A 14,036-nucleotide genomic window follows, 5' to 3' on the forward strand; every position below is an offset into this window, starting at 1 on the left:
CGCTCCTGATTTCAGAATGAAAGGGCAGCACGGTTGGTTCTGCGCTGCCGTCTCTATACATGACCGACGCAAGCGGAGGGGGTTCGCGCCGCCCGATCAGTGCAAACGTGGATTCTTCAACGCGGTGGTCCATTGGTCGTTGCTGCAGCGCGGACAGGTCGCCTGTTGCTGCGCTTCGATGATGTGCGGATATCCGCAGCGTGTGCAGGCGTACAGACTGGAAACGGGTACATGACGATACGTCGGGCGATACTCCTGCGGCAGCACGGAGAGCCCCGGGCGTACCGATTCGGCATCGTTGAAATAGAGGCTAACGTCGCCGTCGGTCTCAAGAATGCCCAGACGGACCTGGCCCAGGTGTTCGACGCCGCGCTGGCGCAGCTCCATGAAGAACTCATCAGAAGAAATATTCAGCCGTTCCAGGCTGTTCAGCTCGTACAGCCCATCCTTGATGATGGTCACCGGCTTGCCTTCCAGCCAGTTTGAGAAGCGCTCGCTGCGCGTCATCCCCCATACCGTTAGCCTGTAGAGCAATAACAGTGTGGCGAAAACCGCGGCTACCGGTAACAGCGGCACATCCTCATAGAACGATACGTCGCCGGCGGCGGACCCTAGAGTCAGAATGACCACCATCTCGAACAACGACAGTTGCCGAATCCCGCGACGTCCGCTGACTTTGAGAAATAGGAAAACCGCAACGAAGGCGAAGAGCGCACGAAGCGCCACTTCGGCCAGAAACAGCAGCGGAAAATCATCCAGCAGCATCCGCTGCATATCGAACGGTGCCATTAAATGCCTCGACGACAGGGGCGATTCACTCGCGGATTCCAGGCTGTGCGGGCATCGACCAAGGGCTGAGCAGCAGCCCATCCTTGCTGAGCTCTAGCCGCGCGCTCTCAAGCAGACCTGCCAGATGAACAGGGTTGGTGTACTGGGACCGAGCGATATGAGAAATCGAAAGCAGTTCATCTCCGGTCTCGTTGACCACCTTGAGCGAAAAGCTTGCGTCGTCTGTATCGGCGTTGGCCGTGGCATGGCAGGGCAGGAAGGCCATCTCGCTGATCCGCATGGCTTCATCGAGTTCAAGACGTTGGGCTGTCATGATTTACTCCGGTGGCGATTTTTCATTCTGCAGGGGCGACATCGAAAACGAGCTCTATGCCATCGCCGCTGCCATCTCCTACGACCGAGCCCGCCACTGGCCTGGGCGTCACCTGGCGACCCTTGTAGAAATCGCTCAGACGCTGCTGCGCCACCTCACAGACATGGTTGATCAGCCCGGTAAATTGAGTATCGCGAGGGATAATGAATTTAAGCGTAATGCAATGGCGCTCGGGACCTTCCGGCAGGTCGGCAAGGCCACTGCTGTGCCACTGATCATTGACGTAGGCTACTGCACCTTTCATTGCTCGCTCCTCATGATTCACATATTGCTGGGACCGTGAAACAAGCGAATGGATCAGTCGAGTAAGCGGAACCGTGAAAGGGCCGAACGACAGTGCAATAAATCAGAGCAATCAAAAAAGGCCCTGTGCTTCCGCATTAGGGCCTTTGGTAATTCGGAATCGTCTCTTACTCGGGCATATGCCACGGCGCAAGGTTCACGCCCTGGCGGCTTAAATCGGCGCGGGCCTGCTCGAGCGATTGGCCAAGTTTGACCGGGTCGGAATAGACGCTGCTGGCCAGCTTGCAATGACCGACAGCGCGAGACTCGCTGCGGTCCACGACTGTGATGCTGAGTTCGCCGTTGCCTTCGAGCATGGTCCAGGCGACGCACTGGAACGGCTTGAACGCGCGGTCAGTGATGAGAAGGGCGTCGTTGAAACGAAGGGGGCTATTCATTAGGGCGTGTCTCTCTGTGTGATAACCAAGATCGGATGAGCCTCGCCGCAGGCTGCTGGCGTCGGCCTTACATATCCATTGATGTACACAGAGGACTGATAAGTCACATCGAGAGTTCGTAGTTGTGGATGATTTATGCAATTAGCCGAAAGTCTAGGATTAGTTACGGGGATCCAGCTCGGCTTAGCCCTTTCACTAAGCCTTTGATTTAACGCCTTTCTTTCCCAATAAGCGTCGAATATCAGGGTTGGCTCAACTGCCAAAGACAGCGACCCCTGTGGCGAAAAGACGCAACGTCCGAACAAGAAAAAAAGGCCAGCCTCCGTGTGGAGGCTGGCCTTCTTGTATACAGAGCGGGCGACTTTTGCGCCTGTCTGGTTAGACCTTGAACTGTTTGAGCAGGCGATTCAGTTGCTCTGCCAGCTCACCAAGCTGCTTGCCCGCCGCACTCGACTGCTCAGCGGCACGGGTGCTTTCGTGGGCCAGCCCAGCCGCCTGCGTGACGTTCTGGTTGATGTCTTCGACGACATGAGTCTGCTGCAGAGTAGCGCTTGCAATCGAAGCATTGAGCCCGGAAAGGTTGCGCAGTGATTGAGCGATCTGGCCTAGACTCTCGCCGGCTTGGCTGGCCTGCTCGACGGTGGCCTGAGAGGCACGGTTGCTCTCCATGATCACAGTCACGGCTGCACCGGAATTTTTCTGTAGCCGCTCGATCATGGTGTGGATCTCTGCGGTCGAGGTCTGGGTACGCTGTGCAAGCAGCCGAACCTCGTCAGCCACTACGGCAAAGCCTCGGCCCTGCTCACCGGCACGAGCCGCCTCGATCGCGGCGTTCAACGCCAGCAGGTTGGTCTGATCGGCAATCGAGCCGATCACTTCCAGTACCGATCCGATCTTGGTGGTCTCATCGGCGAGCGATTGAATAACCCCAACCGCCTCGCCAATGGTGGTCGACAGTTGATCGATCTGTTGCAGGCTGGCTTCGATATTGTGCTGTCCGCGACCGGCCTGCCTCTCTGCTTCGCCGACCTCGGTAGAGGCATGCTCGGCATTCTTTGCGACTTCCTGAACCGCATAGGTCACTTCGTTTATCGCTGTCGCGACAAGCTCCATCTGTTGCGATTGCTGCTGGCTCTGGGTATGCGCCAGGCTGGCGAGCCCGCCGAGGGAGGTTGAGGAGTGCTCCAGTGAGCCAGCTGTTTCCAGCAAATGGGCAACGACCGTCCGTAATTTCTGCGTGAAGGTGTTGAAGTCGCGGCCGAGCGTCGTCAGTTCGTCATTGCCGGATACATCGAGGCTTCTGGTGAGATCGGCTTCGCCGCTCGCGATATTCGCCATCGCCTGCATCGAACGGCGGAGCGGCTGGGTAATGCTGCGGATGAGAATAGCGACCAGAACCGCCATCAACGCGGCGATTGCAAGCCCAATGAGCGAGAAGCGCACGAGATAGTTCTGAAACTCGGCTTCCACATCGTCGACGTAGATGCCAGACCCGATGATCCAGCCCCACGGCTTGAACAGCTCGACGTAGGAGATCTTCGGCACCGGGTCCTTCTCGCCGGGTTTCGCCCATTGATAATCCACCAGGCCGGCCCCGTTAAGCTGGGCTACCTTGACCATTTCGTTGAACAGGGCCTTGCCGTTCGGATCTTTCACCTTGGATAGATCCTGCCCCTCGAGTTCGGGTTTCATGGGATGCATGACCATGACCGGGTGCATATCGTTGATCCAGAAATAATCGTTCTGCCCGTAGCGGATCAGGCGAATCTGGTCCATCGCCGCGCGTTGTGCCTCGGCGGTGCTCAGGCTTCCGTTGGCTTCGAGCTGCTGGTAGTAGGTGAGCACGCCGCGCGCCGTTTCGACGATGTTCTGGGTCATGACCTGTTTACCTTTGTACAGGTCCGTCCGGACCTGCTGGATCATCAGCAAGCCGAGAACAAAGAGCATGACAACTGCAACCAGCGGAATCAGCCAGAGGCGTTTGCTAATCGGGAAATTTCGTAGCAGATTCATAAGTTTGTGTGCTCCTGTTAAGGCTACTTCTTCGTTATTATTTGAATCGAATGGAGCGCGGCGACTGGACCATCTACCGAAAGTAGGTACGGCGGTGGTTGATTGTCATGGCTCATCAGATAGCGTTTCGGCTGCTATCGATAAAAGATGAGGGTCGTACACGTCTGCCAGTGAATTTAATCGTGTCGATCGAGTCAGAACAGCGCTCAGATGGCTATCTGACATATACCTTCGTCGCATACATCAGGCGCGGTGACCTGCACCGTTATTGAGGAACTGGATGGACCTTTGGATTGCCTTTCAGGCGTTGCTTCTCGGGGTGGTGGAAGGCATCACGGAATTTCTGCCCATATCAAGCACTGGGCACCAGATCATCGTTGCTGATCTGATCGGGTTTGGCGGCGAGCGGGCATTGGCGTTCAACATCATCATCCAGCTCGGCGCGATCCTCGCGGTTGTTTGGGAATACCGCCGCAAGATTATTGATGTGGTGGTGGGGCTGCCTAAAGAGCCGCAGGCTCAGAAGTTCACGGCAAATTTGCTGGTAGCGTTTTTGCCAGCCGTCGTGCTGGGCGTGACCTTTGCGGATCTGATTCACGAATACCTGTTCAACCCGATCACCGTAGCTACCGCCTTGGTCATCGGCGGCGTGGTCATGCTGTGGGCGGAAAAGCGCAATCATGATATCCAGGCTGAAACGGTTGACGATATGCACTGGACACAGGCGCTCAAGGTCGGCTTTGCTCAGTGCCTGGCGCTTATCCCCGGCACGTCACGTTCCGGCGCGACAATCATCGGTGGGTTACTGTTCGGCTTATCGCGTAAAGCGGCTACCGAGTTTTCCTTCTTTCTGGCCATGCCGACCATGGTTGGTGCTGCGGTTTATTCCGGTTACAAGTACCGGGACCTTTTCCAGCCCGCTGACTTGCCGATTTTTGCGATTGGCTTCGTCACGTCGTTCATTTTTGCCATGCTTGCCGTAAGGGCCTTGCTGAAATTTATAGGCAACCATAGCTACGCGGCATTTGCCTGGTACCGCATCATCTTCGGGATCATCATCCTCGCTACTTGGCAGTTCAGCCTGATCGACTGGAGTACCGCGGCGGGCTGAACACACTGTAAGCAGATGGTTGAGGAGCGCACCGTGCAACCAGCCGAACACCGACTCTTATCTGTCAACGGCATCACTCTCAGTATTCATTGCGCCGGCCCTGAGCAAGGGCCTGTTGTGTGGTTGCTGCACGGCTTCCCGGAAAGTTGGTACTCATGGCGCCACCAAATGCGGGCACTGGCCGAGGAGGGCTATCGTGTGGTGGTGCCGGAGATGCGCGGCTATGGACAAAGCAGCGCGCCGGAAGATGTTGCCAGCTATGACCTGATAACCGTATGCGGTGATATCCAGGGAGCAATGGACCTGCTTGGGCACGATTCGGTAGCGGTGGTGGGGCACGATTGGGGCGCGCCTGTCGCCTGGCATCTGGCGCTGCTTGAGCCGGAGCGAGTCAAGGCGGTCGCGGCCATGGCCGTTCCCTACGGAGGACGTCCGAAGAAACCTGCAATCGAGATTATTCGTAGTCAGTTTGCGGATCGCTTCAACTACATCCTCTACTTTCAGCAACCGGGTCTCGCCGAGGCTGAGCTGGATCAGGACATTCCGCGTACCTTGCGGCTGATGATGCATAACACCTCGGCAGCGGTTCCGAAGAACTTCTTCCTGCAAGAAAAACCGGTCGGTAGCACGCTTCAGCAGGGCATGGTGGACCCGCGTTCACCGCCGAGCTGGTGCAGTCCGGAAGCCTTTTCCGTTTATGTCGCGACGTTCGAGGGGCGAGGGTTCCGTGGCGCGCTCAACTGGTACCGGAATTTCGAACGCACCTGGCAGCGAACAGCACCACTGGCCGAGCGAAAGGTCGAGCAGCCTGCGCTTTTTCTGCTCGGAGACAAAGATCCGGTAGGTACGTTGGAAGCGCATACGCTGAAGAAAATGCCCGAATGGGTACCCGATCTTGAGCAGCACCTGCTGATTGATTGCGGGCACTGGGTGCAGAGCGAGCAACCCGAGCGCGTCAGCGACCTGCTGCTGAGCTTCCTCAGGCGCCGATACGCGCGGTGATGAGAAGGACGTGCTCGTAGGTAGCCAGGCAGGGCATTACAATCGGGCTTTGCCATCGGACGCCAGTCATGGAGTTTCGCGGTCAGCTGAAAAGCTGGAACGATCAAAAGGGATTCGGCTTTATCAGCCCGGAGCAGGGGACAGAGGATATCTTCGCCCACATCTCGGCCATGCGTGGCGCTCGCCGGCCGGTGCAAGGCGATGACGTTCTGTATCAAAGTGAGCGCGACCCGGGAGGTCGCTTGCGTGCCACGCATATTCGGCTGGCTGGCGGGCTCTCCCTTGACGAGCCGGCTATTCGTGACAAACCGCACCAGTACGCCGCGGCGTCTGGTCAACGGAACAACGCACGGGCGCGCACCCAAGCCAAACAACAGGCACAACGCAACTCGCCGATTCGGCAGCCACTGTTAAAGCTGCTGGCGCTTATTCTGCTGTGTTTGTTACCCGCGCTCGGCGTTCTCCGATTGGGCGGGCAGGGTAATCATTGGCCGCTCTTCGCCTATCTGCTTGGTAGCGTGTTGGCGTTCGGATTTTATATGCATGACAAACGCAGCGCGCTGCGTAGCGGTTGGCGAACGCCAGAAGCGCGCTTGCATCTGGTCGAGCTGCTCGGCGGCTGGCCCGGCGCCTTGATCGCTCAACAGGCGCTTCGACACAAGACACGCAAGCTGTCGTTCCAAATGGTGTTCTGGCTGATCGTTATCGCGCATCAGGTCGTGTGGCTTGACTATCTGTACATCCACCGTCTCTACCAACTGCTGCGTGTACTCTGAGCGCACCAGAGGCTGATGGCTTTTCCGTCGATACAAAAACGCCCCGCTTTGCGGGGCGTTTTTATTTCTTACCGCGACAGCCGTTAAATCACCCCGAGGCTGCGCAGGTAGTCGTCGTAGGTGCCGCTGAAATCGGTCACGCCCGAGTCGGACAACTCAATGATGCGCGTCGCCAAAGAGCCAACGAATTCGCGGTCGTGGCTGACAAAAATCAGAGTGCCGGGGTAGTTCTCCAGCGCCAGGTTCAGTGCCTCGATGGATTCCATGTCGAGGTGGTTGGTGGGTTCATCCATCACCAGAACGTTTGGCTTCTTCAGGATCAGCTTGCCAAACAGCATCCGGCCTTGCTCACCACCTGAAATCACCCGAACGGACTTCAGGATTTCATCGTTGGAGAACAGCATCCGGCCCAGCGTGCCTCGCACGACCTGCTCGCCGCCTTGGGTCCATTGCCCCATCCAGTCGAACAACGACACGTCGTCTTCGAAATCATCGGCATGGTCCTGGGCGTAGTACCCGATCTCTGCGCTTTCTGTCCACTTCACCGAGCCTGCATCGGGCTGCAATTCACCGACCAGGGTGCGGAGCAGGGTGGTCTTGCCGATACCGTTCGGCCCGATGATGGCGACGCGCTCTCCGGCTTCGACGGTGAAGCTGAAGTTCTTGAACAGTGTCTTGCCGTCGAAGCCCTTGGCCATGTGTTCCACGGTTACGGCTTGGCGGTGCAGTTTCTTGGTTTGCTCGAAGCGAATAAAAGGACTGACGCGGCTGGAGGGTTTGACCTCGGACAGCTGGATCTTGTCGATCTGCTTGGCGCGCGACGTCGCCTGCTTGGCCTTCGAGGCGTTGGCCGAGAAGCGGCTCACGAAGGTTTGCAGCTCGGCTATCTGCGCTTTCTTTTTGGCATTGTCGGCCAGCAGTTGCTCGCGAGATTGGGTCGCAGCCGTCATGTACTCGTCGTAGTTGCCGGGGAACAGACGCAGCTCGCCGTAATCGAGATCGGCCATGTGCGTGCAAACGCTGTTTAGGAAGTGCCGGTCGTGGGAAATGATGATCATGGTGCTGTTACGCGCCGTGAGGATGTTTTCCAGCCAGCGAATGGTGTTGATATCCAGGTGGTTGGTTGGCTCGTCGAGCAATAGGACTTCCGGATCGGAGAACAATGCCTGGGCCAGGAGAACGCGCAACTTCCAGCCCGGCGCTACTTCGCTCATCGGGCCGAAGTGCTGTTCCAGCGGGATACCCAGGCCCAGTAGCAGTTCGCCGGCGCGGGATTCAGCGGTGTAGCCGTCCATCTCGGCGAACTCGGTTTCCAGCTCGGCGACCGCCATGCCGTCCTCTTCGCTCATTTCCGGCAGGGAGTAGATGCGCTCGCGCTCGGCCTTGACCTTCCACAGCTCCTCGTGACCCATGATCACCGTGTCGATGACGTTAAACTCTTCGTAGGCGAACTGATCCTGGCGCAGCTTACCCAGGCGTACGTTGGGCTCGAGCATGACCTGGCCCGCGGACGGTTCCAGATCGCCCCCGAGAATTTTCATGAGCGTAGATTTGCCGCAGCCGTTGGCGCCGATCAGGCCGTAGCGATTGCCGTTGCCGAACTTGACGGAGACGTTTTCGAACAGCGGCTTGGCGCCGAACTGGATTGCGAGGTTTGCAGTGGAGATCAAAGCGGTGTCCTGGGGTTTCGAAGCGGATCGCAAAGCGATCCAGGCGCGACCAAGCCCGGTAAGTAGACCGGTACAAGAGGCGGTTGCGTAAAAAGGGCGTGCATTGTAGTGCGGTTGGCGCCGATTCGACAGGGCTTCGGGTCGTCTTCGCGTTTTGGACGATGAACCGCGCCCGGTGAGCCTAGCGTGCGAGGCCACCGAATGCGTAATGGCGAGGCAGTTCAACGAGGTGTGCTGCGGGCCAGCAGGTGGGGCGGTCCACCCGCGACTGCCAACAGTGCGCCGACGGAACTATGCGTTAACGAAAAGCTGCACCGCCAAACAGGGCGGTGCGATCCGGTTACAGCCAGCCTTTTTCTTTATAAAACCGCTCAGCGCCCGGGTGTAGCGGCGCGGTAAGACCGACGCGAATCATGTCCTTGGCGTCCAGGTCGCTGAACGCTGGATGCAGGCGCTTGAACCGGTCGAGGTTGTCGAACACGGCTTTGACCAGCTGATAAACGAGTTCGGGATCCGTTTTCGCGGTGGTGGCCAGCACCGCTTTCCCGCCGATAGATGGCACCGCTTTATCGACGCCGGGGTAAAGCCGGGCCGGAATCTCTGCCGCGGTGAAGTAATTCGCATCCTGCAGGAGTGTCTCGATTTCCGGGCCGCTAACCGGTATCAGTTCCGCGTCGACATTGGTCAATGCCTCCTGAATGGCGCCGCTGGGATGACCGACCACGTAGGTGATCACGTCAAGGTTGTTGTCGCCCAGAGCAGAAGCCATTTCCGCAGGTTTGAGCTCAGCGGCTAATGCCAAGTCGGCATGGGTCCAGCCTTTGGCCTTCATTACTTCATCAAACGTGTCCCGGCTGCCTGATCCAGGCACTCCGACATTCACGCGCTTGCCTTTGAGGTCATCGAACGACGCGATGCCACTGTCGCTTCGCGCAACCACGGTGAGGATCTCGGTCTGCAATGAAAACACGGCGCGTAGCTCTTCGATCGGACCGTCCTTGTCGAACGGGGCGAGACCGTTCAATGCTTTGTGCTGGTGATCGGATTGAATAAAGCCGAATTCATATTCGCCGTTTTCAAGCGACACGATGTTGGTCACGCTGCCGGCCGTGGACGGCGCGTTGCACTTGATTGCCGGCTGCACCTCGGCGCGGTTCAGGAATCGGCAGACGGATTGCCCCGCCGTGTAATACACGCCGGTTTGGCCGCCAGTTCCGATAGTGACGAAACGCTCCTGCGCGATTGCCGTGGCTGCGCCCAGCGAACCTGCTAAGGCGCACCCCAGCAGGCTCATACGGATGGTCTGATTCATAGCAAGTCCCTCTTTTGTTTTTGTTGGTTGGGTAGTCAAGCTCATACAGCGATACAGCGATACAGCGATACAGCGATACAGCGATACAGCGAGATAGCACGGCGCGGCCGTCCAGCGAAGCCGCTAGGTGCTGGCGGCAATCACCATGATTTCGACAAGCACGTTGGGCGAGGCGAGCCGCGCCTCCACCGTTGCACGTGCTGGCGCGCAGCCGTCGGGTAACCACTCGCTCCAGACCGAGTTCATCGCGGCGAAGTCGGCGTCGATGTCCTTCAGCCAGATTTGCGCGCTCAGGATCCGCGAGCGGTGAGAATCTGCTTCGGTCAGCAGGCGATCAATTTTCGCCAGCACCTGACGAGTCTGTCCTGCAGCGTCTTCGCCACGATCATCCGGCACCTGGCCGGCGAGAAACACCAGATTGGCGAAAGTCACGGCGGCCGACATACGTTCATTGGGAGCCATACGCTTGATGTTCATGTGAATCTCCTCCTCTCGAGTCGCGGAATCAGTGCGTAAATGTCAGGCCGTCCATCGCCACGGCCGGGCGCCGGTCGGTAACCAGATCGCCCAGTACTTCGGCGCTACCGCAGGCGAGGGTAAAGCCGAGACTGCCATGGCCAACGTTGAGCCAGAGATTGTCGAGCGCAGTCGTGCCGAGTAGCGGGGTGCCTTCTGGAGTCGCCGGGCGTAGTCCGGCCCATTGCGTGGCATTGCGATAGTTACCCGCACCTGGAAAGGTCTCGCCGGCGAGACGCTGCAGCATGGCGATCCGTCCTTGGTCTACATTCGCGTCCCAGCCGCCAATATCGACCATCGCGGCGACTCGCAGTTGATCGCCGAGACGTGCATAGACCACCTTGTTGTCGTAGTCGGTCACGTTGGTCTCGGGAATGCCGACATGGCTGCTCAGCGCCAGCGTCAGGCTGTAGCCCTTGAGCGGATAGATCGGCAGTTCGATGCCAAGCGGCTGTAACAGCCTAACGCTGGCGGCGCCGGCGGCGATTACCAGATGATCGACTTCCAGCGACTCCTTGCCAAAGCTCAGCGAACGTATGCGACGGTCTTCTCTGTTAAGCGCAGTGACGGCTTGCCCACTGCGCAATTGAAAGTTCGGTGACCTAACCAGCCGCTCAAGCAAACGCCGACAGAACAGGTGGCAATCGGCGACCTCATCGCCAGGCGAATAGATGCCTCCTTTCAGCCTCTCAACCAGCGGAAACAGCGCGGGTTCAATCTCGGCACACTGCCGAGCATCGAGCACTCGCTGACCTGCAGCCGGATCAAGCGCCGCAGCCGCGTTTTCGAAACTGGCTCGGTCACGATGGATCACCAGCTTGCCGTTGGCGCGCCATGCGAAATCACTCAGCCCATCTTCTTCCCGCCAATCGCGCAGTACCCGCTGGCTGTGCAGGGCGAGGCGTAGCAAATGCGCTGCGTTGCGGCGATTGGTCGAGCGACGGCAGGCCTGCAGAAAACGCAGACACCACCGCCATTGGTGTCGGCTGATTGCCGGCCGGAAACGCAGCGGAGCGTTGTCACCGCGTAGCATCCATCCCAGTGCTTGCAACGGAACGCCAGCATCGGCAAGCGGCGACACGTAACGGTAGCTGAGCTGGCCGCCATTGGCGAAGCTGGTCTCCAGCGCGACCTGGTTCTGCTTTTCGATCAGCTCAACGTGATGGCCTCGGCGTACCAACGCATACGCCGTGGTTAGGCCAATCACGCCGCCCCCGATAACCGCAAATCGCATCGTGCCGCTCCATGAGAATTCAAACGTCAGCGTAGAGCGATTGCCAACGAAGCGGCCAATGAAAGGATGGAGGCATCCCATAACCGGAGGTTATGCTCGGCCAGTCGACCGAGGGGCTTTCCATGCGTCTGCGCCATATCGAACTTTTTCAGGCCATCCTGCAGACCGGCAGTCTGACGGCGGCCGCCCAGCTGCTGCATATATCGCAACCAGCAGCGAGCAAGATCCTCAAACACGCCGAGCAGCAGCTTGGTTTCGCGCTGTTCAACCGCGTGCGTGGAAAGCTTCAGCCGACCGCCGAAGCGCGCATCCTCCAGCAGGAAACCGAGCGCCTCGCCGCTGACTTGCAAAGCCTCCGGCGTCTCGCCGACAACCTGGGACGAGGCGAGGAGCGCGCGCTGCGCCTGATCTGTACACCCGCGCTGGCGCAGACGCTGGTGCCTGAGGCGTTGCGTCACTGGCGCCGCCGCTTCGCCAGCACGCAATGCCATTTAGCGACCCAGCACACCGGTGAAATCGTCGAGGCATTGCTGCTCCGGGACGCTGATCTCGGGCTGACATTGCAGGCGGTGGAACATCCGGGCATCAGCAGCGAGATCCTTGCGTGCGGACAACTGATGGCGATTGCGCCGGCGGGCTGGTGGCCTGAAGCCGTATGCTCGAGCCCCTTTGCGCTGGAGCATCTGGCCGATGCGCCGCTGATCGGTCTGCACACCCGTGATGCGCTCGGAAGCCTATTGCGCGGTCATCTTGAAGGGCTCGAACCACCCCCGCGCATCCATACCTGGGTGCAAACCTATCAGCTGGCACGCAGCCTGGTCGCAGCAGGGCAAGGGCTGGCGTTGGTCGACCCGCTCACGGCCCAGCCTGGCGATGGTCCAGCCATCCAGGCCCGTCCTCTGGAACCTTCGATTCCGGTGCCTTTATATGCATTGGTGAGAGCGCACGACACAGCGAGTGAAGCGCAACTGCAGCTGCTCGAAGAGGTACGCCGCCAAGCAGAAAGCCTGATGAGCGTGCCACACAGAGTCTGACCCATAGCCGTTGGGTCCGCAGTCGGCTCGCGCCTGCGCTACCATCGTCGCTCACCTCGACGTTGGCCGGCTCACATGAAATTTGCGTCTCCGCGTGCCTTGTATCAGCAGGCCATTGCCCGTCTCGGCTTCGTCAGCGATACGGCGCAGCTGACGGCTGTCGAGCAACTACAGCTCTGTCATGAAGCACTACACGATGAGGCCGGCGCGGACGCTCCTCGCGGTGTTTATCTCTGGGGCCCGGTCGGACGCGGGAAGACCTGGCTGATGGACATGTTTCACGACAGCCTGCGTGTCACCTCACGTCGGCAGCACTTTCATCACTTCATGCGTTGGGTGCATATCCGCCTGTTCCAGCTAAACGGCACCGCCGACCCGCTACAGGCGGTTGCCAAGGAGCTCAGCGACGACGTCCGCGTGCTGTGTTTCGACGAGCTCTTCGTCAGTGATATCGGCGACGCAATCATCCTGGGCCGCCTATTTCAGGCGATGTTCGAACATGGAATGACCATCGTCGCCACCTCTAACCAGCCGCCCGACCAGCTCTATGCGGATGGCTTCAACCGCGACCGTTTCATGCCCGCCATTGCGGCTATCGAACTGCACATGAAGGTGGTTGGCGTCGATGGCGGTGAGGATCACCGACTACGTCCCGGAGACGCGCTGCCGCGCTATTGGCTCGCAACGTCGGGTGAAGCGGGCGCCCTGGACTCAGTCTTTCACGACCTGATTGGCGATGAGCGCGTGAGTGCGGCTTCGGTGGGCGTCGGCCGGCGCCGGCTACAGTCTGAGCGTCACAGCCAATCGGTCCTGTGGTGCAACTTTGCCGATCTATGCGAACAGCCGTTTTCCGCACTCGACTACATTGAGCTATGCGATCGGTTTTCGGCGATTCTCATCAGCGCGGTGCCCCGGCTCGGCAGCGAGCCGCGAGAAGGGCGCATTGCACGGGGAACCGAAGACGCCGCTACAAGGGTGGCCGCGGGCGACCGAGAATTACCAAAACTTGCCGCCCGTGACGATGCGGTCAGACGCTTCATCGCGCTCGTGGATGAATGCTATGACCGTGGTGTGCCGTTGTACCTCGAAGCGGAGGTGCCGCTGGATGAGCTGTATACGGAGGGGTATCTGTCGTTTGCATTTCGTCGCACGCTGAGTCGACTGCGGGAAATGCAACTGCAACGCTTTGGCAGGTCGAGCTGATCGAACTCAGTCGCGGTAGAACACCTGGACCAAGTGATAACCGAACTGACTTTTCACCGGACCGTGCACGTCTCGCAGCGCTTTCTTGAAAATGACTTGATCGATGCTGCGCACCATCTGCCCGGGGCGAACCTCGCCCAGATCGCCCCCTTTCTTGCCGGACGGGCAGGTTGAATATTTTTTGGCCAATACGTCGAAGGCCTCGCCGTTCGCAATGCGCTTTTTCAGCTGCGTGGCTTCAGCTTCGGTTTTGACCAGAATATGGCGGGCCATGGCTTTGGGCATTGGGCAATCTCCGGAAATGCGGCGGCGATTGTAGTCAG

At 58.9% G+C, this 14,036-nt stretch carries 15 protein-coding genes and 1 pseudogene; 5 read left to right on the forward strand and 11 right to left on the reverse strand.

What is annotated here, in order from left to right; all coding sequences use genetic code 11:
- Window positions 1-96: 96 nt before the first annotated feature.
- The 6 genes and pseudogenes from K4O48_RS09680 to K4O48_RS20730 all read right to left on the reverse strand — a co-directional run.
- A complete protein-coding gene (locus tag K4O48_RS09680) occupies window positions 97-789 on the reverse strand; it encodes a DUF421 domain-containing protein (protein ID WP_222911792.1) in 693 nt (230 codons plus the stop codon).
- A 25-nt stretch (window positions 790-814) separates the two neighbouring features.
- Window positions 815-1,102, reverse strand: coding sequence for a hypothetical protein (locus tag K4O48_RS09685; protein WP_222911793.1), 288 nt, complete (start codon window positions 1,100-1,102; stop codon window positions 815-817).
- A gap of 22 nt (window positions 1,103-1,124) precedes the next feature.
- On the reverse strand, window positions 1,125-1,406 hold the full coding sequence (locus K4O48_RS09690) for a hypothetical protein (protein ID WP_222911794.1): 282 nt from the start codon (window positions 1,404-1,406) through the stop codon (window positions 1,125-1,127).
- A gap of 166 nt (window positions 1,407-1,572) precedes the next feature.
- Entirely contained in the window at window positions 1,573-1,842 is a 270-nt protein-coding gene (locus K4O48_RS09695) for a hypothetical protein (protein ID WP_222911795.1), read from the reverse strand.
- A gap of 378 nt (window positions 1,843-2,220) precedes the next feature.
- Window positions 2,221-2,955: a methyl-accepting chemotaxis protein gene (locus K4O48_RS20725; RefSeq protein WP_409518945.1), complete on the reverse strand. Its 735-nt coding sequence runs from the start codon at window positions 2,953-2,955 to the stop codon at window positions 2,221-2,223.
- A 171-nt stretch (window positions 2,956-3,126) separates the two neighbouring features.
- A pseudogene (locus K4O48_RS20730) lies at window positions 3,127-3,855 on the reverse strand (cache domain-containing protein); the annotation flags it as partial.
- Window positions 3,856-4,135: 280 nt separating this feature from the next.
- Between K4O48_RS20730 and K4O48_RS09705 the strand changes: the two are divergent.
- From K4O48_RS09705 to K4O48_RS09715, 3 genes are all read left to right on the forward strand, one after another.
- A complete protein-coding gene (locus K4O48_RS09705; protein WP_222911797.1) occupies window positions 4,136-4,966 on the forward strand; it encodes an undecaprenyl-diphosphate phosphatase in 831 nt (276 codons plus the stop codon).
- 33 nt (window positions 4,967-4,999) lie between these two features.
- Window positions 5,000-5,968 carry an alpha/beta fold hydrolase gene (locus tag K4O48_RS09710; RefSeq protein WP_222911798.1) on the forward strand — a complete coding sequence of 323 codons (969 nt, stop codon included), beginning with the start codon at window positions 5,000-5,002 and terminating at the stop codon, window positions 5,966-5,968.
- Window positions 5,969-6,036: 68 nt separating this feature from the next.
- Window positions 6,037-6,744, forward strand: coding sequence for a DUF1294 domain-containing protein (locus K4O48_RS09715; protein WP_222911799.1), 708 nt, complete (start codon window positions 6,037-6,039; stop codon window positions 6,742-6,744).
- Between the two features lie 83 nt (window positions 6,745-6,827).
- On the opposite strand, the gene K4O48_RS09720 is transcribed toward K4O48_RS09715, so the two are convergent.
- The 4 genes from K4O48_RS09720 to K4O48_RS09735 form a co-directional block, all read right to left on the reverse strand.
- Entirely contained in the window at window positions 6,828-8,414 is a 1,587-nt protein-coding gene (locus K4O48_RS09720; protein ID WP_222911800.1) for an ABC-F family ATPase, read from the reverse strand.
- Window positions 8,415-8,754: 340 nt separating this feature from the next.
- A complete protein-coding gene (locus tag K4O48_RS09725) occupies window positions 8,755-9,726 on the reverse strand; it encodes a TAXI family TRAP transporter solute-binding subunit (protein WP_222911801.1) in 972 nt (323 codons plus the stop codon).
- Window positions 9,727-9,849: 123 nt separating this feature from the next.
- On the reverse strand, window positions 9,850-10,203 hold the full coding sequence (locus tag K4O48_RS09730; protein ID WP_222911802.1) for a RidA family protein: 354 nt from the start codon (window positions 10,201-10,203) through the stop codon (window positions 9,850-9,852).
- Window positions 10,204-10,231: 28 nt separating this feature from the next.
- Window positions 10,232-11,476: a D-amino acid dehydrogenase gene (locus K4O48_RS09735; protein WP_222911803.1), complete on the reverse strand. Its 1,245-nt coding sequence runs from the start codon at window positions 11,474-11,476 to the stop codon at window positions 10,232-10,234.
- Between the two features lie 122 nt (window positions 11,477-11,598).
- Here K4O48_RS09735 and K4O48_RS09740 point away from each other — a divergent pair, with 122 nt between their 5' ends.
- Entirely contained in the window at window positions 11,599-12,510 is a 912-nt protein-coding gene (locus K4O48_RS09740) for a LysR family transcriptional regulator (protein ID WP_222911804.1), read from the forward strand.
- Window positions 12,511-12,585: 75 nt separating this feature from the next.
- Window positions 12,586-13,713 (forward strand): cell division protein ZapE, encoded by a 1,128-nt coding sequence (zapE, locus tag K4O48_RS09745; protein WP_222911805.1) that lies wholly within the window; start codon window positions 12,586-12,588, stop codon window positions 13,711-13,713.
- A gap of 6 nt (window positions 13,714-13,719) precedes the next feature.
- Here zapE and K4O48_RS09750 read toward each other — a convergent pair whose 3' ends face one another.
- Complete coding sequence (locus K4O48_RS09750) at window positions 13,720-13,998, reverse strand: peptidylprolyl isomerase (protein ID WP_222911806.1); 279 nt, start codon at window positions 13,996-13,998, stop codon at window positions 13,720-13,722.
- Window positions 13,999-14,036: the final 38 nt, after the last annotated feature.

The organism is Pseudomonas sp. DNDY-54 (assembly GCF_019880365.1).
GTDB lineage: Bacteria > Pseudomonadota > Gammaproteobacteria > Pseudomonadales > Pseudomonadaceae > Stutzerimonas > Stutzerimonas stutzeri_P.

Bases quoted from the DNA above. Each gene is read 5' to 3' on its own strand.
- K4O48_RS09680 (WP_222911792.1), bottom strand. From the start codon at position 789: ATGGCACCGTTCGATATGCAGCGGATGCTGCTGGATGATTTTCCGCTG.
- K4O48_RS09685 (WP_222911793.1), bottom strand. From the start codon at position 1,102: ATGACAGCCCAACGTCTTGAACTCGATGAAGCCATGCGGATCAGCGAG.
- K4O48_RS09690 (WP_222911794.1), bottom strand. From the start codon at position 1,406: ATGAAAGGTGCAGTAGCCTACGTCAATGATCAGTGGCACAGCAGTGGC.
- K4O48_RS09695 (WP_222911795.1), bottom strand. From the start codon at position 1,842: ATGAATAGCCCCCTTCGTTTCAACGACGCCCTTCTCATCACTGACCGC.
- K4O48_RS20725 (WP_409518945.1), bottom strand. From the start codon at position 2,955: ATGGAGCTTGTCGCGACAGCGATAAACGAAGTGACCTATGCGGTTCAG.
- K4O48_RS09705 (WP_222911797.1), top strand. From the start codon at position 4,136: ATGGACCTTTGGATTGCCTTTCAGGCGTTGCTTCTCGGGGTGGTGGAA.
- K4O48_RS09715 (WP_222911799.1), top strand. From the start codon at position 6,037: ATGGAGTTTCGCGGTCAGCTGAAAAGCTGGAACGATCAAAAGGGATTC.
- K4O48_RS09725 (WP_222911801.1), bottom strand. From the start codon at position 9,726: ATGAATCAGACCATCCGTATGAGCCTGCTGGGGTGCGCCTTAGCAGGT.
- K4O48_RS09730 (WP_222911802.1), bottom strand. From the start codon at position 10,203: ATGAACATCAAGCGTATGGCTCCCAATGAACGTATGTCGGCCGCCGTG.
- K4O48_RS09735 (WP_222911803.1), bottom strand. From the start codon at position 11,476: ATGCGATTTGCGGTTATCGGGGGCGGCGTGATTGGCCTAACCACGGCG.
- K4O48_RS09740 (WP_222911804.1), top strand. From the start codon at position 11,599: ATGCGTCTGCGCCATATCGAACTTTTTCAGGCCATCCTGCAGACCGGC.
- zapE (WP_222911805.1), top strand. From the start codon at position 12,586: ATGAAATTTGCGTCTCCGCGTGCCTTGTATCAGCAGGCCATTGCCCGT.
- K4O48_RS09750 (WP_222911806.1), bottom strand. From the start codon at position 13,998: ATGCCCAAAGCCATGGCCCGCCATATTCTGGTCAAAACCGAAGCTGAA.